This is a genomic window from Acidobacteriota bacterium (genome assembly GCA_016703965.1).
GTDB lineage: Bacteria > Acidobacteriota > Blastocatellia > Pyrinomonadales > Pyrinomonadaceae > OLB17.
Genome location: JADJBB010000025.1, coordinates 852319 through 873979, shown reverse-complemented (window position 1 = coordinate 873979; position 21661 = coordinate 852319). Strand labels below are relative to the sequence as shown.

Here is a 21661-nt window from a genome sequence, read left to right as displayed (position 1 = left end):
ACACTTTTTAGGAAGATCGAATGTTTTTGCGCCGTCCCTTCCGGCTTTTTCTGGAGAAAATATTATGAGGAAAACCGTATCGGTTGCGCTTCTGCTTACCTTTGCTTTTGCGGCGATCTCGCCAGCTTTTGCCCAAACGGCTTCAAACGAGCGCACCAGTGCGAAGGTGTCGTCCCGATCCCAATTTGAAAGCACGAGAGCCCTGACTGACGGGACCGGCGTACTCGTACGCTGGCAAATGAAGATCGAAAACAGCATTGCGGGTTACAACGTGTACCGCGTTTCGCCGGAGGGTAGAGAACTCGTAAATCAAAGGATAGTTATGGGGTCTGCCGGCCGGTTTGGAAGCCGCCCGGCATATGGTGAGACCTATGAGGTTTTCGATCCGAGTGGTGCGGCAGGAAATAATTACGTTATCGAATTCCTATCGCTAAGCGGAAACCGGTCGTTCGGTAAAGAGTTTACCGCACAATCCGTTAGAGATCTGGCAGCGGAAACCGGAACTTCCGCTCAGACCTATCTTAATTCGATCAATTCACCGAACTCGAACATTGAACAACGAACATCAGCTCTTACGGGAGAACTTCAAGATCTGGTAAGCCTATATGAGCAAGAACCGGATCCGGTGAATCAGCTATGGGTCGCCAGTAAGGCCGGTGCAAAGATCGCTGTCAAGAAGGACGGCTTTTATCGGGTGACTTCGGCGGAGCTTCAAAGTGCCAATTTTCCAGTCAACAGCGATTCAGCCAAGTGGCGATTGTTTATGAATGGCGTCGAGCAGGCAATTATCGTCGGACCGGGCTCAGCCTATATCGAATTTTACGGAAAGGGGCTGGATACGGCTGAGACGGACACCCGCGTGTACTATCTGATCGCGGATACCGTTGCGGGCAAGCGTATCGGAAGCAAGGTCCTCCGTCAGATACCGGGAGCGGCTGCTTCCACGCAATATCCGGTGATTGCTCTTAAGAAAGAGAGAACGCAGTTTTACAATAAGTTTTTCAATGGTGAAGAGGAGAATTTTCTCGGTAGACTCTTTTCTGATACCCCCGCACGCATAAATTTTAACCTTACTGGCATTGATTTTTCGGTTCCAAATGCTCAGATCAAGATAAACGCTTATGGTTTCTCGAATAATTCGCACCAGATACGCCCTAAGCTTAATGGATTCGAGCTTCCATTGATCACGCAGTTCGGGCAGGTCTTTTATTCGGGCACGTTTACGGTTCCGACTTCACAGCTGCTTGAGGGGACAAACGAACTGGAGTTAACGGCGCACCTTGCATCAGATTTCAATTTGTTTGACAACATTTCTGTAAAGTACGCAAGAAAATACGTTGCAGATCAAAACAAAATATCCTTCTCGACGCCAGGTTCGAAGAAAGTTGATATCTCAGGGTTTACTACTTCGAATGTGCGCGTCTTTGACATGACGTTTGATGGAAATCCTGTTTTGATCTCGAACGTAACGCTTGCTCCCAGTGGTTCCGAATACATTGCAAAGATTCCCTCAGGGCGAATGATGGTTGGTTATGCCATCGAAAATTCGGCCCTCTTACAGGCATCAGCGGTGTATGAGAATCTTCCCTCGACGCTTTCAGGTACAGGTAATGAAGCCGACATGCTGATAATCAGCCATTCAAGTCCGGTATTCCTGACCGCTGCCCAAACCTGGGCCGATTACCGCCGTTCCGGAAATGGCGGCCGGTTTACGGTCAAAGTGATCGATGTTGCTGATATTTATGATGAGTTCAACTACGGTCGCTCAGGTCACGAGGCCGTCAAGGCGTTCCTGAACCATACGAGCTCTGAATGGACGACGCCTCCTCGATATGTGCTGTTTCTTGGTGACTCGACTTACGATCCGCGCAATTACGAGGGCTTTGGCTACTTTGACCTGATACCTTCGCAGCCTGTCACCTTAATCCTTGAGGAAAGCGTTAGTGATGAAGCCCTTGGGGATTTTGATGACGATGGGTTATCTGACATCGCTATCGGCCGGATCCCGGCGCGAACAGCGAATCAGATCACGACGGTCTTTAACAAAACGGTCAAATACGAGGCTGCGCAGCAATCGTTCAGCCGCGGTGTCTTGTTCGCACACGATGTCCCGCTAGGATTTGATTTTGAGGCAATGAGTCAGCAGCTAAGTCAGACACTGCCGGCAGGAACCCCTGTTTCAATGGTAAGCGCCGGGGAAGTCAATGCCCAAAGTAATCTAACTGGCCGGATGAATGAAGGAAAGTTCCTTATCAACTACTCAGGCCACGGATCGGCCGGTTTGTGGGCGAACAGTAGTTTCTTCAATAACAACACTGTTCCGCAGCTAACTAACATCGATAACCCGAGCCTTTACATCATGTTGACCTGCTTGAACGGCTATTTTCTGCGTCCGAATGGTGACTCTCTCTCAGAAACACTGCTGTTCTCCACCACCGGAGGAGCGGCAGCCGCATGGGCGTCAACGTCGGAAACAACGCCTGACATCCAGTTGATAATGGCTCTTCGCTTCTTCAATCAGATGTCGACCGGAAATATCGAACGAATGGGAGACCTTGTGAAGGACGCCAAGACCGCGATCGAAGCCGGCGCTGACGTTAGGCTCTCATGGGTATTGCTTGGTGATCCGGCAATGAAGGTACCTTAAAGTGATAAGTCGTAAAAAGCTCTACTCAAAATAAGAAAAGGTTCCTCAGATCGCTGGGGAACCTTTTTTTCGCCTCTTGCCGAGATTGTTTAGTTAGCAAGTGCAGCAAGCAGCCGTACAGATTAACGCGATTGAAAGGGCCGCGGCTCCTCGTTTGAGAACTCCCAATGTTTAGAAGTATCTGAATCCGCCGGTCCCCCTTGTAGCTATCACTTAAGCGGGCCGTTGGGAACCGCGATCTGCCGTAGCCATTAGTGCCTGAAACTGGCACCCATCGAGCAAATGATTGATCCAACCAAAAACATATAAAAAAAAGGCACCAACGCGGTGCCTGTTCTCATCATAAATTTGGTACTCGCGGCGGGATTTGAACCTGCGACTTCTTCCTTCGGAGGGAAGCACTCTATCCACTGAGCTACGCGAGCGTAAATGATCATCCTAACGCGGAACGATCGTGATCTGCTTAATGCGGATCGGATCGACCGGGCGTTCGGTACCTTCGGCTTTTGGAGCCTGGGCGATGGTACGAACGTTGTTCATGCCCTCGATAACTTTACCATAAACAGTATATTTGTTATCGAAAGCCGCCTCACGCTTTAGCATGATGAAGAACTGTGAGTTCGCCGAATTGACGTCATTTCCGAATCTTGCCGCTCCGAGGATCCCGGTGTCATAAGGGATGTCCGAAAACTCGGCCGGGACGTTCGGCTTTCCGGAATCGCCTTCCTTGCCGGTGGTTTTTGGCCCGCCTTCTTTTGTGTTCGCATCGCCGGCCTGGATCACACTCTGGTTAATGCGGTGGAATGCGATCCCGTTATAATAGCCTTCTTTCGCGAGTTCCTTGAATCGGGCTACTTGCAGCGGAGCGATATTTGAATACAACTCAAGTTTTATCGTACCGTACGCCGAGCTGTTCTCCATTTCAATAACGGCTATCTCGGGATCCGCTATCGGAGCCACTCCTTTTTTTACTTCGGCATTGGCCGCCGGTTTCGTGTTTGCTGTTTTAGTTCCCCCGCCGCTGCATGAAGCGCCGAGCACGAGGCTTAAAAGAAGCAATAAAAACGTTATTCTCTTCATATCATTTTTTACTTTCTAAGATTATCGTTACCGGCCCGTCGTTGACGAGTTCGACATCCATCATTTCGCCAAAGGCTCCATGAGCGACGATTTTGACCGATTCCCGAGCTTTCACGATAAAGTACTTATACCATCGCAAAGCGTCTTCGCCGCCTGCGGCTTCCATAAATGAGGGGCGACGCCCGCGTCGCGTGTCGGCGTAAAGCGTAAACTGCGAAACCACGAGCATTTCGCCGCCGACATCCACGAGAGAAAGATTCATCTTACCCTCAGAATCGTCAAAGATCCGAAGATTAACGATCTTATCGATCAGGAATTCCGCGTCCTTGTTATCGTCACCATTAGTAACGCCCAGCAGAACCAGAACGCCGCGACCGATCTCGCCGATTAGTTCGCCGCCAACGGTTACCTTTGACCGGGATACGCGTTGAACGACAGCTCTCATTATCTTGCAGGATCCCGCACGTTAGTGAGGGCGGACTAAACTTCCTCGATGTAAACCTTTTCCATCACAACCGGCTCGAGCGGCTTGTCGTTGTGATTTCTGGCAACGGTCGCAATTTCGTTGACGACATCCTGTCCTTCGACTACCTTGCCGAATTTCGAATAGCTTGGGGGCAGGGGATAATCGACGTGCATGATGAAGAACTGCGAGCCGTTCGTGTTCGGGCCCGAATTTGCCATCGCCACGGTGCCTTTTTCGTATGGACCTGCATAAAGGGCCGAGCCGCGGTCGATCTCATCGTTGAACTTACCGCCCCAAGCCGATTCGCCGCCGTAGCCTTCGCCAAGCGGATCGCCGCCCTGGATCATGAAATTTGGGATCACACGATGAAATATGACGCCGTCGTAATAATTCTTATCCGCCAAAAGACGGAAATTCTCGGTCGTTTTCGGTGCGTCGTCTTCTAGAAGTTCGAATTTGATCGTACCTTTACTGGTTTCTAAAACTGCAATTCTATTTGCCACTTATAAATCTCCTGGAGCTAACTACTTATTTAAATTATCTGAATTATCGAGTAGATCTCGCTTTGCTTATATTTTAACAATTTCACCGCAAAGCAATCCAATTGCCTCGGCCTATTTGAATGATGATATGTGTAGATTCTCTCATACGTTCAAAATAAAACGTTCAATTGCTGCGGCGACTCCATTCTCGTTATTCGACAACGTCGAATAAAAATCCTCGCGGTCGAGGAGTTTAGCGTCGGCATTTCCCATCACGACTGCTGTTCCAGCGTATTCGAGCATTTCGAGATCGTTGAAATTGTCGCCCATTGTCATCACGCTTTCGTGAGTTAATCCGTGTAGTTCGGCAAGCTTGGCGACGCCGTGTCCTTTCGAAGCTTCCGGCGGCAAGATATCGAGCAGCGTGAAGTCGAGCGTTGGATAGATGGTTGCAAGCAGCGTGACGTTATCGCCGAGTTCCTCACGAAGCGTCTCTTCCAACTCGATCATCGGGGCACAATTGCCTGAGAATGAGATATGAACGATCTCTTGCTTGTGGAGGATGTCCTCAAGGCTCGGAACGTGCATCACGCCCTCGCGGCCCGCCTCGCCCCCGTGGAGTGTTTCCGACCAGCGGAGATATTTCTTGAGCGGAATATTATCGTCTGAGATGCGGTCGTAAAGGAGCGTTCCATTTTGGTGTGGATCGGTACTAACTAGAGCATCGCCGCCAAATTGCTTCCCGACACGCACTATCTCATAGCTCGTCTCGGTCGAAAGCAGATCGCACGCCACCGTCTCCTGCGAATCTGCATATTTGATCAAAGCACCGTTGTGGCAGATCAGCGGAGCATTCAAGGCAAGATCCAGTGCGATCGGCCGCGCATCCCGAAATCGCCGCCCGGTGGCGATCGTGACAAGCACACCGCGTTCCTCAGCCGCACGTATCGCAGCCCGATTAGCGTAGGGAATTTCTCCGTTAGAATTTAACGTTGTGCCGTCGAGGTCGAGGGCGAGAAGTTTTATCATTGATTGCTGTTTTGCTCCCGTTTTTCCTGACGCTCCTTTTCCAGCCATTGCTGGTACTTTGCCTTACCTTTTTCAAACTCGGCAGCCGAACTGTAAAACCAATGTGAACCATCATTTAGATCGACATTTCGAACGTAAAAGATGTAGTCGTTTGGCGACGGATTTAGGGCGGCTTTGATGGAGCTTTCGGTGACGGATGAGATCGGGCCGGGTGGGATTCCGGTTTTGGTTCGGGTGTTGTAGGGGGAATCGACTTCGAGGTCGCTCTTGTTGATAGTGCCGTCCCAACGTCCCATCATTTTGGCGATGTAGACGTTTGTTTGGTCGATCCCGAGCGGGATGTTTTTAGACAATCTGTTGTTGATAACACCCGCCACAATTGGGCGTTCTGATTCGACACTGGTTTCCGTCTCGATCAGGGACGCGATCGTAACGATCTCATGAGGCGTGCGGCCGAGCGACTTTGCTTGCTGCGTCCAATCGGGCTTCCAAAATTTGCGAAACTCATCGACCATACGCTTGATTATGTCGGCAGGTTTTGTCTCGCGCGGAAGATTGTATGTCGTCGGGTACATATAGCCTTCCAGATTCTTCGCGGTTGGCGAGATGTCGCGGATCAACGTTACGTCATCCATCATCGCGACTATGGCTTTGTCATCGACCGGCGGTTGCTGCGGAAATTTCTCGACGATCCGTTTTGAGATGTCAAAACGCGTAAAACCTTCGGGAATTGTGAGCTTAGTTGTTAAAACCTCGCCTTTCTCGAGTTCCTTCAGAACCTGCAGCGGCGTGATGGGCGAATCGAATTGATAGTCGCCCGCTTGAAGCTTGCTCGCATCGCCCAGGAATCTTAGATAGATGAGAGTCGGAAGTTCACTTCCTATCACACCTTCTGCGACGAGCTTTGCGATGATGCCGCTAGGCGGCGTTCCTTTTTCTATCTTGATATACTGCGTAGATTTGTCGTGGGCTCGCGGCGTGTTCATAGAACTGAATAGCCAGTACGAAAAACCGGCGATTCCGATCACGGCCAAAACCAACAGGATAAAAACGATCTTTACAACCTTCATAACAAACAAAATATCCACGGATGCAGCAACGATACGGCATCCGTGGACCTAACCCGCTAATGTTAGAATCTTAACCTAATTTCCGAGATACTTCTGAACTGCGGCGACCACGGCTTCGCTCTCAGGTGTATCTCCCGAGCCAAACCGGGCTACAACTTTACCGTTGCGATCAACAAGGAATTTATTAAAATTCCACGATATATCGCCGGCAAACTCGGGGTTCGTAGCCTTATTGGTCAGGAAATTATAGAGCGGGTCCTGATCCGGGCCCTTGACTGAGATCTTAGCGAACATTGGGAAAGTCACCTTATATTTAAGGGTGCAAAATTCCTTTATCTCTGCTTCTGTTCCCGGTTCCTGGCCCATAAAATTATTTGCCGGGAAGCCAAGTACGACGAAACCCTTATCTTTGTTTTTGTCGTAAAGAGCCTGCAGGCCTTCGTACTGAGGCGTGTAACCGCATTTACTTGCAGTGTTTACGATCATGACGACTTTGCCTTTGTAAGCATCAAGCTTGACGTTCTTACCATCAATGTCGCGCATCGTGAATTCGTAAACCGATTTGGCGGCAACGGGCTCCGTAGGTGAATCGTTCATTATGAACCCAAGCTTGTATGCACCGCCGGCAAGAGCCGCGACGGCTACGACCATAATTATCCCAACAATTTTCAACATCTATTATTTCTCCAATTCACGCGGCGAACGCGGTGCCTTTGGCAGCTCATCGGTTTCGCCTGTCGCAGCAAATACTTCTTTGAACGCTCCGACGCTTGCAAGTACCCCCGATGTTTCCATCGGCATGAATATCACTTTCGAGTTCTGCGTCCGAGCCATGTCCCGCATCGAATCGACATATCGCTGCGTTATCAAATACTGGGCTGTTTGGGCACGGTCGCCGATGGCGCTCGCGATCTGGGCGATGGCCTGAGATTCCGCGGCCGAACTTATTTGTCGGGCTTGCGAAGCTCCCTCGGCGTCAAGGATTGCGGACTGTTTGTTGCCTTCCGACCGTGTGATTGCTGCTTGCTTTTCACCCTCAGCCCGCGTTATCGCGGCTTGCTTGTCTCCTTCCGCCTGGAGAATTAAGGCACGGCGGTTACGCTCGGCCGTCATCTGTTTCTCCATCGTTATTCTTACGTCTTCAGGCGGCGTAATGTTTTTGATATCGACGCGGGTAACTTTGACGCCCCATTTATCGGTGGCTTCGTCGAGGATCATGCGGAGTTCGTTATTTATCTGGTCACGCGACGAGAGCGTGTGGTCGAGGTCGAGCTTACCGATCACCGACCGCATGCCGGTAAAAGTTAACTGAACGATCGAACCCACCAGATCATTGACCTCGTAGGTGGCCTTGATCGGATCGGTGATCTGCCAGTAGACGACTGAATCGACGCCCATCATGACGTTGTCACGCGAAATCACCGATTGCGGCGGCAGATCGATGAATTGCTCGCGGGAATCGATGAACGTCGTACCCGGGCGAACATTCGTCCAATAAACAGCTCGCGGAGCTTCGAAGAACGGAACGATAACGTTTAGCCCGCTCGCGGCGACTCGATGAAAGCGTCCGAGCCGTTCGATCAGCAATACGCTTGACTGCGGGACGATCTTTATCGTCTTGAACGCAATAATAAGCAGAGCGAAACCAATGATAGCGAGTAAGATCGCACCAACACCAAAAAGCTCAGGCATAATATTCCTCCGTAATTACTAGCAATAATAATAACATATTCTCCGGATACAGCGTCTGCCCTTTTCCAAGCGCGATCCAGCCCGGAGATGTGAATTATGATTCGCATTTTTGTTGTTATTTAACATATAATTCCGTCAACTTTATGACAGTCAAACTATCCGATATTCAAGAAGCTCGACGCATCCTGACGGGCATTATTACTCCGACACCCGTGCTGTTCGATGATCGTTTGACCCGCGAGATCGGTGCCAAAGCGAGCCTGAAGGCCGAATGCCTGCAGCGAAGCGGTTCGTTCAAGATCCGCGGAGCGTACAACAAGATCTCACGCCTTTCTGACGAAGAAAAAGAACGGGGCGTCATTGCCGCTTCGGCCGGAAATCATGCTCAGGGCGTCGCGATGGCTGCTACGCTGAACGGGATCAAATCAACGATCGTCCTGCCTGAGAACGCTCCACTGACAAAGATCACGGCGACCAAGAATTTCGGCGGCACGGTCGTGCTGCATGGAACTACCTTTGACGAAGCCGTCGCATATTCCCGCGAACTGCAGGCTGAGAAGGGCTTCACCTATGTGCATGCGTTCGATGACGAACGGATCATTGCGGGGCAGGGAACTATCGGGCTGGAGATCATCGAGTCCCTGCCTGAGATCACGACGGTTGTCGTTCCGATCGGGGGCGGCGGGCTCATTTCCGGTATTGCGACAGCGATCAAAACCTTAAAACCGGACGTAAGAATGATCGGCGTCCAATCAGAAGCTGTTAGCTGGGTAAACCCGAGCCTCAAGGCCGGGCACGGGATCGTCGCTAAGCCGGGCCAGACGATCGCCGATGGTATCGCTGTAAAAACGCCGGGAGAACTGACTTTTCCGATCATCCAGGAACTGATCGACGATGTCGTCGAAGTCAGCGAAGAGGAGATCGCCAGAGCTATTTTCTTCTGCGTTCAAAATAACCGTCTCGTCGTCGAAGGTGCGGGTGCCGCGGGGCTTGCGGCCCTGCTTTCTAAAAAGATCAAGGTCAAGAGCGATGACACTGTCTGTGCCGTCCTATGCGGCGGCAACATTGACGCCAACTTGCTATCCCGTATTCTCGAGCAAGTTCTCGTCCGTCAAGGCCGCTACATAATGCTGAAATTGCTCGTTCTCGACCGCCCGGGAATGCTCGCCGCTCTTCTGAATACGGTCGCCGAATCAGGTGCTAATGTCATCGAAGTATTTCATCGCCGGGCTATGTGGCTCGCCCCACTCGGCCGCGTTGGCATCCAAATGCTCCTCGAGGTCCGCGACGAGCAGCACGGCCACGAGGTCCATAAGCATCTGCAGAATGCCGGTTATTTGGTCGAGCGCGAGGGCCAGGGCGATTGGGAGGAATAATTACGGCGGAAAATATTTCTTTGCCCCAAATCCAAAGTTTTGTTATAGTTAAGCCATAGAAGATTTTCGATATTTTAGGCGTATTCAATGTACGCGGGAGGTGCTTATGAGACACGAATATGAAAGAGATGAAGCAAGTGCGGCGACGAAATTGACCTATTTGATCGTCGGCGGCGGTATCGGTGCGATCCTGGCTTTGTTGTTCGCTCCTAAATCGGGTGTCGAACTTCGCGGAGATATCGCGGACGCTACACGCAAGGGCATCGAAAAGAGCAAGGAAACGGCCGCTCAACTTCAGGAACGTGCAGGTGAATACTACGAAGTATCACGCGAGCGTGCCAACGAGTTCTACCAGACTGCGGCCGAAAAAGCTGCCGAATTTGGTGAGAAGGCCAAGACCGCTGCCGCAAACACTGCAAATCCATTTACCGCGGCTATTGAGGCAGGTAAGGATGCATATACGGCTGAGAAACGGAAAAATGAGTCAAGCTCGATCTCCGAAGGCCGTGCCAGCTATCCTGTTATCGACGACCCAGAGAAGAAAAGCTAACCTTAGTTTATGAATCCCAGCGAACCTCAATTTTGGATGATGATCTCGTCGATCGTGATCGCCATTACGTTCATCGTGATGGCGATATCGCTCATTGCGATAGCAATGACCGTTCGCCGTGTCGTCGCGACCGTCAAGAATCTCGAGGAACGCGTTGCACCGCTGATCACTAAAGTCGATGCGATCAGTGTTCAGGGCCGCGAAATATCAGTGCAGTTCAACGAGATCTCAACAAATCTCGCAACCGCGACCAAATATCTGGCCGACTCGACCGAACTCATTAAGGAAGAGGTCGTAGAGTTGCGTCAGATCGTCAGTCACACTGCCTTGACGGCCCGTGATAAGGTCGATATGGTCAGCCGTTCGATAGACCGTACGCACGATCAGGTAACGACAACCACTGAATTTGTAAACCAGAAGATAGTCGTCCCGGCTCGCGAGATCGCTGCGGTTATGGCGGGCGTGAAAAAAGGTCTTGAGGTTCTGTTCGCTCCGGCTCCAAAGCAGATCGACCGGGTTTATGTCGACGATGAGATGTTCATCGGTTAAGAGACGGTCTAGTATTGCGGAAGCCCGCATAAATTAAGGGCTCTTTCGGTGAACGAGAGAGCCCTTACTTCGTCTAGGCTTCTGTAATTAAAGTTAAAATTCCGGTATCCAGAACGTTCTTCCGCCGTTCTTTACCTCTTTCAATCCCAGTCCGGCAAGTTCTGATTCTTTGACACCAATATACGTAAAATGCGGCAGATCGGAAACGACGGTCTGGAACCAGCCGTTTTTTGCGAGTATCGTCCGCACTGTACCATTCTCATTTTGCTCGACGTCCAACGCCAGCATCGACAAATGCTGCGAGGTTCCCGGAGGCGCGACTGAGTAGATTATCGATTTGTCGAGCGATTTTGCGAAAAAGATGTTTGACTGCTCTAATCTGAGGATCTCAGGAACCTGCTGATATGGCGACAAGGCTTTGATGCGATTTGCTTCAGCCTGCGTCACACGTCCCTTTCCGACCCAGTAAACGAATCCCGGATTAACCCGGCTCGCCCACAGCGAAACGGTCTGGTTATAGCCACGCCGGGCCGAATCGGCACCGCGAGGCGATATTGAGAGGCCGGTCTGCTGAGCTTCCGCTCGCGCTTTTTGCAATGCGGACATCGCCGCTGCCTGCAGTTCGACGGTGGTTCCGCCTATCGATTCAGACGAACGCTGAAGTGTCGACTGGAATGCAGTTACGTCGGCTTCGTCACGAAAGACTACTTTCTTCGGCGGTATCGCCCCATTCCTCGCAAGAAAAACAGCACCGTATTCCCGAAGCAGAAGCCGACCGGCGTCGTCGGCCGGTTGTTCGAAGCCTTTCGGCAGATTTTCGAGAAACCCTTTTTTCACGTCCGTTCCTTTCATTTCTAAGGTTTCGGCTGTATTCGGTTCTGCCTTTGATCCGACCGACCAACAGCCGACGCAAGCCAAAATGACCACTGTTACAACGACCAACCCTTTGTTTCTCATATTGTCGCCGGAAAATTGCGAATGACCTCGCAAGCACTGTCAATATGGCGTTTCATATATTCGTCTACGCCGATAAATGGGATCTTCCCCCGAAGTCTCGCATATAGTTCTCGCGTTCCCGCCCCCAATTTCTTATTGTTGCCCAGTACCCGTTTTCTAAAATCGATCCCCTGAGCCGCACAAAACGCTTCGAGAGCGAGTATCGTCTCGAGGTTCTCAGCTACGACGCGCAATTTTAGGGCTGCGGTTGCCCCCATTGAAACGTGATCCTCAACATTCGCCGAGCTTGGTATGGTATCGACGCTCGCAGGGTGAGCAAGGATCTTGTTTTCAGTACACAATGCCGCCGCTGTGTACTGGACGATCATGAAGCCGGAGTTAAGTCCGCCGTTGTCCGTTAGGAACGCCGGCAGAATGTGAGCGTTGGATGATTCGTCGGTTAGCCGCATGATCCGGCGCTCGGAGATGTTTCCAAGTTCGGAAAGAGCGATGGTCAAATAGTCGAACGCCAATGCCAGCGGCTCACCATGGAAATTGCCGCCGCTGATAACCTCGATAACCAGGTCTGAACCGCCTGCGTAAGCCGGCGGAGCGACTTCAGGATGTTCAGTCGTTTCGTTCCCTGAAGTAGACGGTTCCGACACAAAGATCAGCGGATTATCGGTGACGGAATTTAGTTCTATCTTGATCAGCCATTCCGCATAGGCGATAGCATCGCGGCATGCACCGTGAACCTGGGGCATGCACCGCAACGTATAAGCATCCTGAACATTCGCCGGATCAAAATCACGAACAAACTCGCTCTCGGCAAGTATCTCGCGCAAGTTTCGGGCGCATTCGGTCTGCCGCGGATGCGGACGCAGAGCGTGAATCCGTTCGTCGAACGCAGAGACAGTCCCGTGCAGAGCTTCGAGACTTAGACAACCGGCGATATCCGCGATCTTAGCCAGGTGCTTCGCTTTCCAAGTTTCAAGCAACCCAACCGCAGTCATCACGGTCGTGCCATTCGTCAGAGCAAGACCTTCTTTAGCCGCCAGCTTTATCGGTTCGAGCCCCGAACGTGACAACGCCTCCAGACCGTTAATTACGTTGCCCTGATATTCGGCCTCGCCTTCGCCGATCAAAACGCAGGCGAAATGAGCAAGCGGAGCAAGATCCCCGCTCGCCCCGAGGCTTCCTTTTTCGGGAATAGACGGATGGACGCCGCGATTGAGAAATTCGAGGATCAACTCAAGCGTCGCAAGCTTGATACCCGAGAATCCGCGAGCCAGGGTATTAGCGCGGATCAGCATTATCGCCCGCACCGTCGGAATATCGAAATTCTTCCCAACACCAACCGCGTGGCTCACTACGATATTCCGCTGCAGCAGCTCAACCTCTTCGCGGCTGATGATCTTGTCCTTAAAAGCTCCAAAACCGGTCGTAATGCCGTAAGCGATCTCACCTCGATCCAGCAAAGTCTGCACCGCCGCGGCGGCACGATTCACCGCCGTTTTTGCCGTCTCAGACAAAACAACCCTCGGCTCGCCGGCCTTGCTGTACGCAACCGCAATTACTTCTTCAAATGTAAGGCTTTCGCCGTCAAGGATGATCTCTTTCATCTAGTTTCCAAAAGCTCTCGTAGGAAGTATCTGCACGATGCTGATATTCCCGCCAAACAGATATCATATCGCCCTCGAGCTCGATCCACACGGTACCGTGATAAATATAATGGCCTGAGTAGGTGTATTCGGCAACGCCGATCTGGCGCCCGACGTCGAAAACGTGATCGTGAAATACACAAGACTGCTCGTGCCCGCCATCGTCCCGGAAGAAATCCAAGAGCGATTCCCGGTCAAAGAATGAATAGTTTATTGCGTCTGAATAGTAAAGACGCTCAGTAAACCTAGAAGCAACTTCCTCGTAAGACTTCGAGGACCAGGATCTGGCCAGCTGATCGAGAAGCTCCGCAAACCCATTATGATCCATGGACGAGCACACCGCCTTTCAAGATCTTTGCAACCGTGCTCGTGCCAAATTCATACATCAGCGCTCGATAGTCCGTTGTTTCCGTGAGCACAAGATCTGCCGACTTTCCAACCTCGATCGAGCCTGCGTCGCTACCTTTTCCGATAGAGTAAGCTGCATTTATTGTGCAAGCATTTAGAGCCTCGGCCGGAAGCAATTTCTGATAGCGACAAGCGATCGCCATCGCCATTGGCATTGACGGGCATGGGGCTGAGCCTGGATTGTAATCCGTTGAAAGGGCTAGAGAACATCCTGAATCGATCAACTTCCTCGCGTCGGCGAATTGCGTTTTGCCGCCATTGAAATTCTCGGTCGGAATTACGACCCCGACCGTGTTGCTCGCTGCAAGCATCTCGATCTCTGTGTCAGAAATGGCGTCCAGATGGTCGATCGAAGCTGCATTCAACTCGATACCAAGTTTTGATCCGCCAAGATTTGTAAACTGATCGACATGTGCCTTTATGCCAAATCCCAGAGCTATCGCAGTCTCCAGAACGCGGCGCGTTTGCTCGATGTCGTACGCGTTCTTTTCGGTGAAAACGTCCGCGTAAAAGGGAATTCCGTTCGTCGCAAAGTGCGACTGCTTGTACCATTTCCAAGCCAGCGGCAGCATCTCACCGCAGATCAGGTCGACATAACCATCGGCGTTGCCCTTGAACTCAGGCGGCACTGCATGAGCGGCAAGGAAGGTCGGAACGATGTCGATCGCATGAAAATTATCGAGCACCTCGATAACGGCTAGCATCTTTAATTCTGTTTCCGTATCCAGGCCGTAACCCGTCTTGATCTCACAGGTTGTTGTGCCGCAGGCAAGCATCTTGTCGAGCCGCTTCAGCGATCGCTCAACTAGCTGTTCAACGCTAGCTTCTCGCGTATGCCTCACGGTCGAGATAATGCCGCCGCCATTTGTCAGTATTTCGAGATAATCCGCACCTTTGATCTTGAGTTCAAACTCATTCAAACGGTCGCCGGCATAAACGATATGTGTGTGCGGGTCGACAAATCCGGGACAGACGACGTTACCGCCTGCATCGATCATTTCAAAGGCCGAAAAGTCGTTCAGTATCGTCTCAGTCGTTCCAACCCCGACGATCTTACCAGCAGCAATTGCGACGGCGCCATTCGCGATCATACCGACGTCGAGCATCGCCGCCCGGCGCTTTGGCCTGCCGCCGGACGCACAGGTTACGAGTTGTCCGGCGTTGTGGATTATGAGGTCTGCTGTTGGCACTATTTTGTAGGCTTTTGGATCTTCTTGTGAGTTTCGTTGATCGTCATCATTGCGGCGGAGCCGTACCAGAGCGTCAGATCCGGTACGAAAACTCCAGCCTTAACCGCCGGATCGAGAACCACCAACTTCTCGGCTTCCTCGAGCGTCGCGACATTAAAAATATAGAGCCCGCGATACGCCTTATCGTTTTTCTCGAACGGCCCGGCGACCGCGAGTTTTCCTTGACCGGCAAGATTTCCAATATTCGCAAAATGGCCCGCGAAAATATCATCCCGCTCTTTTCCTCTGATCTCCGAATCTTTTGGACCGGTCTTGAGAATGCACAGAACAAACATCTTCATTCCGCGTTCGTCCGCACCGAGCTTTTTGGCCAGCTTTTCGTCGTATTTTACGACCGGTTTTGGTTTCGCAGCCTGGCCAGTGGCCGAAATACAGAAAGCAGCCGAAATAAACGCGACTGTAAATATCGAGGTCAAGTACTTCATATATTTGTAGTTCCAAAAGACTTTTTCTCCGCGATTTTATCACAAGGCCGCGTGCTTCGGCATTCCCATCCGAGCCGATTTTACCGCAACCGGATTTCGGTTATCATAGTCTCAAACCGTATGAAAAGAGAAATACACGCCCCAACTGGCACCGAACTCAGCTGCAAAAACTGGCTCATCGAGGCCGCTTATCGGATGATCCAGAACAATCTCGACCCTGATGTTGCGTTCGATCCCGATAATCTGATCGTCTACGGCGGCCGGGGCAAGGCGGCGAGGAATTGGGAATCATTTGACGCGATCCTGAAAAACCTGCGTGAGCTGAACGAGGACGAAACGCTGATGATCCAGTCGGGAAAGCCGGTTGGTGTTTTCAAGAGTCACGCCGACGCGCCGCGCGTTCTGCTCGCTAACTCGAACATTGTGCCGCATTGGGCAACGCAGGAACAATTTGACCAGTACGAACGTGACGGGCTGATGATGTACGGGCAGATGACGGCGGGTTCGTGGATATACATCGGTACGCAAGGAATTTTGCAGGGGACCTACGAAACCTTTGGTTCGCTCGCACGGCAGCATGGTTGGGGCTCGCTGGCAGGGAAGTTCGTGCTCACCGCCGGACTCGGCGAAATGGGCGGTGCTCAGGCGCAGGCGATCACCTTCAACGGCGGTGTCGGGCTGCTCGTTGATGTCGATCCGTGGCGAATAGAGCGGCGTTTGCAGTTGAAACAGGTCGATGTGGCCGCTAAGGATCTTGACGACGCTCTCGAACTCGTAAGTGCCGCCGTCGAGGCAAGGGAAGCGAAATCCATCGCCCTTCATGGGAATGCGGCGGAGATACATTGGCAACTGCTCGAACGCGGCGTCATACCCGACGTCGTAACGGACCAAACCTCCGCGCACGACGTTCTCTATGGCTACATTCCCATCGGCCTCGATATCGAACAGGCGAACGAGCTGCGCAAATTGAACCAGTCAGAATACGAACAGCGTGCAATGGATTCGATGGCAAAACATGTCGAAGCAATGCTTGAATTCCAGCGTCGCGGCTCGATCGTTTTCGATTACGGCAACAACCTCAGACAAAGAGCAAAAGACAACGGAGTCGCGAACGCCTTCGATTATCCCGGATTCGTCCCTGCCTACATCCGCCCGCTCTTTTGCGAGGGCAAAGGCCCGTTCCGCTGGGTCGCTCTTTCGGGCGACAAGGAAGACATCTACCGCACCGACGAAGCGATCATGAATCTCTTCCCCGAAGACGACCATCTCGCCAAATGGCTGACGATGGCGCAGGAAAAGGTTGAGTTTCAGGGCCTCCCGGCGCATCTGCTGGCTTGGCTACGGAGCGAGAGCCAAAGCCGGCCTGAAACTCAACGAAATGGTCGCCAGCGGCGAACTAAAAGCCCCGATCGTCATCGGCCGCGACCACCTCGACTGCGGCAGCGTCGCCTCGCCAAACCGCGAGACCGAATCAATGAAAGACGGCTCCGACGCTATCGCCGATTGGGTCTATCTCAACGCCATGATAAACGTCGCGGGCGGCGCAACTTGGGTTTCTCTCCACCACGGCGGCGGCGTCGGCATCGGCTACTCGCTCCACGCCGGCCAGGTGATCGTCGCCGACGGCACCCCCGAAGCCGCTAAACGCATCGAACGCGTCCTGACCACCGATCCCGGCATGGGCGTCATTCGTCACGTTGATGCCGGATACGAAGAAGCTGCGGATTTTGCTGAACGGAATGATGTAAAGATCCCAATGGAGAAATAGTACGGAGCCAAGCAAGCCTATGAGAAAGAGCACGTTCGGAACAATCTTAGTCGTGCTGATCTATTTTCATCTGGCCAATTCACTGATCGAGCCGACATTTGCGAGGCGAGCGGCGAACATTAGACAAGCATCCAAATCCGCTTTTTCCAGATCGTCATAATCCGCGAGGATCTCTTCGTTCGTCATTCCCGACGCCATCAGTTCGAGCATATTTTCGACCGGATAACGTTTATTCCTGATCGTCGGTTTGCCGTGACATATTTCCGGGTTGATCGTGATTCGGCTGAGGATGTCGTTAACCATAATAATCAAAATAATACCATAGTATCCTAGCCCCGATAGGAGCGAAATTTTTGTAGAAAGGGCATATTCAAATGGCGTCTTAGCTCTTTAGGAGCGGCACAGTGTCGCCTCTACCGGCGCTTGTGATTTTTTGTAGGACGCTTGCTACAAACATTTGGCACCTACGGAGCCTGTCGATACAACCCTTTCCCATCCCCAAATCTCCAACAGACATCAGATCTGATCTACAAAATAAGGAGAATTCTCATGTTTAAGGTGTATCGTCTCGTTTCTATCGCTATTTTTGTTGTTGCTATGTCAGTGGCGGCGTATTCTCAGGCTTTGCCGCCGAAGAGTGTTTTGATCAGTACGGCTGCTTTTTATGATGAGAAGGCGGGAATCGCGAAGTTGATCTCGGCGGAGAAGCAGATCGATGGCGAGTTTGCCAAGGAGATCAAGGAACTCGAGGACGGCAATGCGAAACTTGCGGCGATCGCGGCGGAGCTTCAGAAGGCGACCGTAACGGAGGCGAACGAGGCTGCCTTGCTGGCGAAAAAATCAGAGGGCGAATCGCTGCAGCGAACGCTGGCCTATAGGAAGACCGATATCGAAGCAAAGATCGACCAACGCCGCAAGCTTCTTATCGAACCCATCACCTTTGACATAGGCAAAGCGATCGCTGAATTCGGCAAGAAGAACAACTACGGAGCCATCTACGACGCGAGCAAACTCGCTGAGACCGGTGTGTTGCTGTTCGTTGCCGACAGCACGGATATTACGAAGGATTTCATCGCGTTCTACAATGCCAGAGCTGCGGCTGTGCCGGTGAAGTAGTTCCAGAGCACGTAGCCACCTTCTTTCGGCTCCGCCGGTCTATTTGCGGAAAAGCTATGCTTTTCCGTCAGCAATAGCATATTTATGCGGCTATGCCGCCGCCTTTTCGCAGCGGCGCCATAGCCGTATTCGCTTGTAGGCCTAGCGGAAAAGAGCAGCTTTTCCGCAAATAGACGGGCATAGCCCGCAAGCATATTTTCGAGATCCTCAGTCAAACCACCGTGTTGCATAAATAAGACACATTCCTCTTGACGAAACTGTTTGTTTCATATATCGTAACGAACGTTATACACGAATGACTGCGATAAGGAGCATAGGAAATGAGAGATTCGATGTTTGAGACGGGTGACCAAGATTATGGTTCGATCATCGGTTGGGATCCGCATAAAGAAATGATCGAGAAGATAATTGCTGAGGACCGGAAAAAGTTCCCAAAAGCGTTCGCTCCGGAGCCGCAGATGCTGTTTGTGCAATCGGCTCGGGAGCATATGAAGAATTCGATCAAGTGGGCTCCGATGAAACAACTGTTTGGTCCGCTGTGGCTGGCTGAGGAGGTAGCGGTGTTGTTTTCCACTCCGGGTGTAGGCAAAACGGCACTGGCAGTGCAGATCGCGGAATCTCTGGCTCGCGGAGTTCCGATCGCACCTTTTAATAACCCTTTGCCGGGATGCGGGATCCGGCCGCAGAGGGTTTTGTACATTGATTTTGAATTGACGCGGCCGCAATTTACCCGGCGTTACTCAATTGAGACGGAAGACGGGCGTAAAACCAGGGATCATTATCGATTCTCGCCCAATCTCCTTCGGGCGGAGTTGTTTTGGGACGGCAAATTGATCGACGGATACGACGATTTTACCGACATGCTGTTCACCGACATCGAGAATAAGATCACAGAGCATAGGGCGGACGTGCTCATCTGCGACAACATCACATTCCTAAGTCAAAGCTCGACCGCGAACGCGAGCGTTGCGTTTCGTCTTATGAACCGCTTTCAGCAGTTGAAAAAGTCAAACTTTATCTCGATCCTGGTCGTCGCACACACCCCGAAACGGCGCGAGCACATGCCTCTTACCGAACGCGACCTGCAAGGCTCGATCGATATCACGAAGGTCGCCGATTCCGTCTTCGCCCTTGGAAAAAGCTCTCTCGCCCCAGACCTGCGTTACATCAAGCAGATCAAATCCCGAAACGGCCCGGTCAAATACGAAAGCGATAATATCCTGGTCTACCGTCTCGCTAAATTCGACCTTGCTGCTGGTAGAGCGACCCGAGCGCGAGCTGTCCGGGCAGAGAACTTTTTTGGATACTCCTTTATCAGCGAGGACGACGAACAAGCGCATCTGCCCGCGCCTTTCCGCCCGCTGCCGCCAAAACGTCGCCCTAAACTAGATCAAAGGCGGATCAAATACGCCAAACTGCTCGCTAAACAGGGACTTAGCACCGCCGCGATCGGACAACGCCTGGGAGTTTCCAAGCCGACCGCCCACCGGTACGTTGCGAATGGAAGTCAAAATGCCGGTCTCACTTAGAGCTTCAATGCTTTTCCCAAATGAGACGATATATCGCTATAACCGGTTTGATATGTTGCGGTTAGGGCGTCTCACTTTGTCCCGGGAAGTGAGACGGCAGAGCTCAGTATTTTTCGGTGATCTTGCGGAAGTGATAACCCATCGCGGCAAGCGTCAGGCCGTGGGCGATATCGTTCGGGTGAAAGCGGACCAGTCGAAAAAAGTATTTCCAAAACTGGCCGCGGGCACTGTCGCGGACGCCGAGCGTCATCACGATCTTAAAGAAAGCTCGAAGATCGGCGAGCAGGGTTGTCTGACGCGGTTCGATGCGATTGGCATGAAAGCGGGAAAGACAGTCGAGCGCACGGTAGTAATACTCCTTTGGACTGTAAATATTTTTAAGGAGCGTTTGAAAGCCAGCTATCAGGCGGTCACGATCCATTTTGGGAACGAAATTGAGCGAGCAGTCGGTATTATTGCCGGAATGGTAACCTTCGAGCCGCCCTTCCTTCTCGAGCCGACGCCAAAGCTGCGTGTCGGGCAGTGCGGAGAGAAGGCCGACCATCGAGAGAGGAATTGCACTCTCGTGAATGAAATCCATCTGGAGCTGGAAAATATTCTCGGGGTCACTGTCGAAACCGACGATAAATCCCGCCATGACCTCCATACCGTAGCTCTGGATCTTGTGGACGGAATCAACAAGGCTCCGGCGTGTGTTTTGACCCTTTTGGGCCTTCTTCAAGCTTTCCTCGACCGGCGTTTCAATGCCGAGGAATACGCGGCGAAATCCCGCATCCTGCATCATCTGAAGCAGCGTTTCGTCCTCAGCGAGATTTACACTCGCCTCAGTAATGAAGGAGAAGGGAACTCATTGCGACGCGACCATTCGATAAGCTCGGGCATCAGGAGCCGGACGTTCTTTTTATTCCCGATAAAGTTGTCGTCGACGATAAATACGAGCCCTCGCCAACCGGCGCTTTTAAGGTTATCGAGTTCAGCGAGCATCTGCTGGTTGGTCTTCGTACGAGGAACGCGGCCGTAGATCTCGATGATATCGCAGAATTCACACTGGAATGGGCAGCCGCGAGAATACTGAACGCTCATCGCGCTGTACTGATGCATATCGATCAGGTCAAAATCCGGAGCAGGTGTCGCGTGAAGCGACGGCCGCTCGTCAGCCTTATAAACCTTTTTAGCGATCCCGAGTTCGATGTCGTTGATGAACTCAGGAATGGTGGTTTCAGCCTCACCCACAAAAATATGATCGGCGTCGGGAAGGCTCTCGGAGCTTGTCGATACGTAAGGGCCGCCGACGGCTATCAATTTCCCCAATACGCGTGCACGCCGGACCACTTCCTCGAGCGATCCTTTCTGAACGATCATCGCACTCAGGAAGACTATATCGGCCCATTCGATATCATCGTCGCTCAGCTCCGTGACATTCATATCGACGAGCCGCCGTTCCCAGGTGTCAGGGAGCATCGAGGAAACGGTAAGGAGTCCAAGAGGAGGAAAGGCAGCCTTTTTCCCTTCAAAGGCGAGGGCATACTTGAAACTCCAGTATGTGTCGGGGAAAACCGGATATACAAGCAGGACCTTCATAACCTCACATTACTCCTGTTTTACGAACAGAGCAATAGGTTTTCGG

General features: G+C 51.9%; 20 protein-coding genes, 1 tRNA gene and 2 pseudogenes. 7 read left to right on the top strand and 16 right to left on the bottom strand.

All coding sequences use genetic code 11. The features are described 5' to 3' along the window. The first annotated feature begins 64 nt into the window (after positions 1–64). A complete protein-coding gene (locus IPG22_21505) occupies positions 65–2647 on the top strand; it encodes a hypothetical protein (protein ID MBK6590853.1) in 2583 nt (860 codons plus the stop codon). Between the two features lie 349 nt (positions 2648–2996). Here IPG22_21505 and IPG22_21500 read toward each other — a convergent pair. The 8 genes from IPG22_21500 to IPG22_21465 all read right to left on the bottom strand — a co-directional run bounded on the left by IPG22_21500 (position 2997) and on the right by IPG22_21465 (position 8466). Further along, positions 2997–3072 (bottom strand) — tRNA-Arg (locus IPG22_21500). A gap of 13 nt (positions 3073–3085) precedes the next feature. Continuing rightward, the gene (locus tag IPG22_21495) at positions 3086–3727 is read right to left on the bottom strand and encodes a peptidylprolyl isomerase (protein ID MBK6590852.1); all 642 of its coding nucleotides are present in this window, start codon (positions 3725–3727) and stop codon (positions 3086–3088) included. Between the two features lies 1 nt (position 3728). Further along, entirely contained in the window at positions 3729–4172 is a 444-nt protein-coding gene (locus IPG22_21490; protein ID MBK6590851.1) for a D-tyrosyl-tRNA(Tyr) deacylase, read from the bottom strand. A 35-nt stretch (positions 4173–4207) separates the two neighbouring features. Beyond that, positions 4208–4696: a peptidylprolyl isomerase gene (locus IPG22_21485; GenBank protein MBK6590850.1), complete on the bottom strand. Its 489-nt coding sequence runs from the start codon at positions 4694–4696 to the stop codon at positions 4208–4210. A 141-nt stretch (positions 4697–4837) separates the two neighbouring features. Next, positions 4838–5704, bottom strand: a complete 867-nt coding sequence (locus IPG22_21480) for an HAD family phosphatase (protein MBK6590849.1) — start codon at positions 5702–5704, stop codon at positions 4838–4840. Next, on the bottom strand, positions 5701–6774 hold the full coding sequence (gene mltG, locus IPG22_21475; GenBank protein ID MBK6590848.1) for an endolytic transglycosylase MltG: 1074 nt from the start codon (positions 6772–6774) through the stop codon (positions 5701–5703). The genes IPG22_21480 and mltG overlap by 4 nt, the downstream gene beginning before the upstream one ends. Positions 6775–6849: 75 nt before the next feature. Continuing rightward, positions 6850–7371 carry a glutathione peroxidase gene (locus IPG22_21470; GenBank protein MBK6590847.1) on the bottom strand — a complete coding sequence of 174 codons (522 nt, stop codon included), beginning with the start codon at positions 7369–7371 and terminating at the stop codon, positions 6850–6852. Between the two features lie 81 nt (positions 7372–7452). Then, positions 7453–8466 (bottom strand): SPFH/Band 7/PHB domain protein, encoded by a 1014-nt coding sequence (locus IPG22_21465; protein ID MBK6590846.1) that lies wholly within the window; start codon positions 8464–8466, stop codon positions 7453–7455. A 143-nt stretch (positions 8467–8609) separates the two neighbouring features. On the opposite strand from IPG22_21465, the gene IPG22_21460 reads away from it, so the two are divergent. From IPG22_21460 to IPG22_21450, 3 genes are all read left to right on the top strand, one after another. Then, positions 8610–9842 (top strand): threonine ammonia-lyase, encoded by a 1233-nt coding sequence (locus IPG22_21460; GenBank protein ID MBK6590845.1) that lies wholly within the window; start codon positions 8610–8612, stop codon positions 9840–9842. A gap of 106 nt (positions 9843–9948) precedes the next feature. Beyond that, positions 9949–10392: a YtxH domain-containing protein gene (locus IPG22_21455; protein MBK6590844.1), complete on the top strand. Its 444-nt coding sequence runs from the start codon at positions 9949–9951 to the stop codon at positions 10390–10392. Positions 10393–10401: 9 nt separating this feature from the next. Further along, on the top strand, positions 10402–10941 hold the full coding sequence (locus IPG22_21450) for a hypothetical protein (GenBank protein MBK6590843.1): 540 nt from the start codon (positions 10402–10404) through the stop codon (positions 10939–10941). Between the two features lie 93 nt (positions 10942–11034). On the opposite strand, the gene IPG22_21445 is transcribed toward IPG22_21450, so the two are convergent. The 5 genes from IPG22_21445 to IPG22_21425 are packed head-to-tail and all read right to left on the bottom strand — an operon-like array spanning position 11035 to position 15621. Further along, a complete protein-coding gene (locus IPG22_21445; protein MBK6590842.1) occupies positions 11035–11898 on the bottom strand; it encodes a hypothetical protein in 864 nt (287 codons plus the stop codon). Continuing rightward, positions 11895–13499, bottom strand: a complete 1605-nt coding sequence (gene hutH / locus IPG22_21440) for a histidine ammonia-lyase (GenBank protein ID MBK6590841.1) — start codon at positions 13497–13499, stop codon at positions 11895–11897. Before hutH ends, IPG22_21445 begins: the two co-directional genes overlap by 4 nt. Continuing rightward, entirely contained in the window at positions 13480–13866 is a 387-nt protein-coding gene (locus IPG22_21435; GenBank protein ID MBK6590840.1) for a hypothetical protein, read from the bottom strand. Before IPG22_21435 ends, hutH begins: the two co-directional genes overlap by 20 nt. Then, on the bottom strand, positions 13856–15136 hold the full coding sequence (locus tag IPG22_21430) for an imidazolonepropionase (protein ID MBK6590839.1): 1281 nt from the start codon (positions 15134–15136) through the stop codon (positions 13856–13858). The genes IPG22_21435 and IPG22_21430 overlap by 11 nt, the downstream gene beginning before the upstream one ends. Further along, positions 15136–15621 carry a hypothetical protein gene (locus IPG22_21425; GenBank protein ID MBK6590838.1) on the bottom strand — a complete coding sequence of 162 codons (486 nt, stop codon included), beginning with the start codon at positions 15619–15621 and terminating at the stop codon, positions 15136–15138. The genes IPG22_21430 and IPG22_21425 overlap by 1 nt, the downstream gene beginning before the upstream one ends. 120 nt (positions 15622–15741) lie before the next feature. On the opposite strand from IPG22_21425, the pseudogene hutU reads away from it, so the two are divergent. Beyond that, positions 15742–17389 (top strand): annotated as a pseudogene (gene hutU, locus IPG22_21420) (urocanate hydratase). Between the two features lie 66 nt (positions 17390–17455). Here the strand turns inward: hutU and IPG22_21415 are convergent. After that, the gene (locus IPG22_21415) at positions 17456–17692 is read right to left on the bottom strand and encodes a DUF433 domain-containing protein (GenBank protein MBK6590837.1); all 237 of its coding nucleotides are present in this window, start codon (positions 17690–17692) and stop codon (positions 17456–17458) included. A 246-nt stretch (positions 17693–17938) separates the two neighbouring features. Between IPG22_21415 and IPG22_21410 the strand changes: the two genes are divergently transcribed. Beyond that, positions 17939–18505 (top strand): OmpH family outer membrane protein, encoded by a 567-nt coding sequence (locus IPG22_21410; GenBank protein MBK6590836.1) that lies wholly within the window; start codon positions 17939–17941, stop codon positions 18503–18505. Here IPG22_21410 and IPG22_21405 read toward each other — a convergent pair. Then, positions 18469–18735: a hypothetical protein gene (locus tag IPG22_21405; protein MBK6590835.1), complete on the bottom strand. Its 267-nt coding sequence runs from the start codon at positions 18733–18735 to the stop codon at positions 18469–18471. The two genes, IPG22_21410 and IPG22_21405, sit on opposite strands and share 37 nt — an antisense overlap. A gap of 90 nt (positions 18736–18825) precedes the next feature. On the opposite strand from IPG22_21405, the gene IPG22_21400 reads away from it, so the two are divergent. Next, positions 18826–20034 (top strand): AAA family ATPase, encoded by a 1209-nt coding sequence (locus IPG22_21400; GenBank protein ID MBK6590834.1) that lies wholly within the window; start codon positions 18826–18828, stop codon positions 20032–20034. A 103-nt stretch (positions 20035–20137) separates the two neighbouring features. Here IPG22_21400 and IPG22_21395 read toward each other — a convergent pair. Further along, a pseudogene (locus IPG22_21395) lies at positions 20138–21615 on the bottom strand (B12-binding domain-containing radical SAM protein). Positions 21616–21661 lie beyond the last annotated feature (46 nt).

What these genes read in the sequence shown, in the direction of transcription:
- IPG22_21460 (MBK6590845.1), top strand. Translation starts at nt 8,610, where the DNA reads ATGACAGTCAAACTATCCGATATTCAAGAAGCTCGACGCATCCTGACG.
- IPG22_21470 (MBK6590847.1), bottom strand. Translation starts at nt 7,371, where the DNA reads ATGAACGATTCACCTACGGAGCCCGTTGCCGCCAAATCGGTTTACGAA.
- IPG22_21495 (MBK6590852.1), bottom strand. Translation starts at nt 3,727, where the DNA reads ATGAAGAGAATAACGTTTTTATTGCTTCTTTTAAGCCTCGTGCTCGGC.
- IPG22_21455 (MBK6590844.1), top strand. Translation starts at nt 9,949, where the DNA reads ATGAGACACGAATATGAAAGAGATGAAGCAAGTGCGGCGACGAAATTG.
- IPG22_21415 (MBK6590837.1), bottom strand. Translation starts at nt 17,692, where the DNA reads ATGGTTAACGACATCCTCAGCCGAATCACGATCAACCCGGAAATATGT.
- IPG22_21425 (MBK6590838.1), bottom strand. Translation starts at nt 15,621, where the DNA reads ATGAAGTACTTGACCTCGATATTTACAGTCGCGTTTATTTCGGCTGCT.
- mltG (MBK6590848.1), bottom strand. Translation starts at nt 6,774, where the DNA reads ATGAAGGTTGTAAAGATCGTTTTTATCCTGTTGGTTTTGGCCGTGATC.
- IPG22_21505 (MBK6590853.1), top strand. Translation starts at nt 65, where the DNA reads ATGAGGAAAACCGTATCGGTTGCGCTTCTGCTTACCTTTGCTTTTGCG.
- IPG22_21450 (MBK6590843.1), top strand. Translation starts at nt 10,402, where the DNA reads ATGAATCCCAGCGAACCTCAATTTTGGATGATGATCTCGTCGATCGTG.
- IPG22_21405 (MBK6590835.1), bottom strand. Translation starts at nt 18,735, where the DNA reads ATGCAACACGGTGGTTTGACTGAGGATCTCGAAAATATGCTTGCGGGC.
- IPG22_21480 (MBK6590849.1), bottom strand. Translation starts at nt 5,704, where the DNA reads ATGATAAAACTTCTCGCCCTCGACCTCGACGGCACAACGTTAAATTCT.
- hutH (MBK6590841.1), bottom strand. Translation starts at nt 13,499, where the DNA reads ATGAAAGAGATCATCCTTGACGGCGAAAGCCTTACATTTGAAGAAGTA.
- IPG22_21410 (MBK6590836.1), top strand. Translation starts at nt 17,939, where the DNA reads ATGTTTAAGGTGTATCGTCTCGTTTCTATCGCTATTTTTGTTGTTGCT.
- IPG22_21445 (MBK6590842.1), bottom strand. Translation starts at nt 11,898, where the DNA reads ATGAGAAACAAAGGGTTGGTCGTTGTAACAGTGGTCATTTTGGCTTGC.
- IPG22_21400 (MBK6590834.1), top strand. Translation starts at nt 18,826, where the DNA reads ATGAGAGATTCGATGTTTGAGACGGGTGACCAAGATTATGGTTCGATC.
- IPG22_21465 (MBK6590846.1), bottom strand. Translation starts at nt 8,466, where the DNA reads ATGCCTGAGCTTTTTGGTGTTGGTGCGATCTTACTCGCTATCATTGGT.
- IPG22_21490 (MBK6590851.1), bottom strand. Translation starts at nt 4,172, where the DNA reads ATGAGAGCTGTCGTTCAACGCGTATCCCGGTCAAAGGTAACCGTTGGC.
- IPG22_21435 (MBK6590840.1), bottom strand. Translation starts at nt 13,866, where the DNA reads ATGGATCATAATGGGTTTGCGGAGCTTCTCGATCAGCTGGCCAGATCC.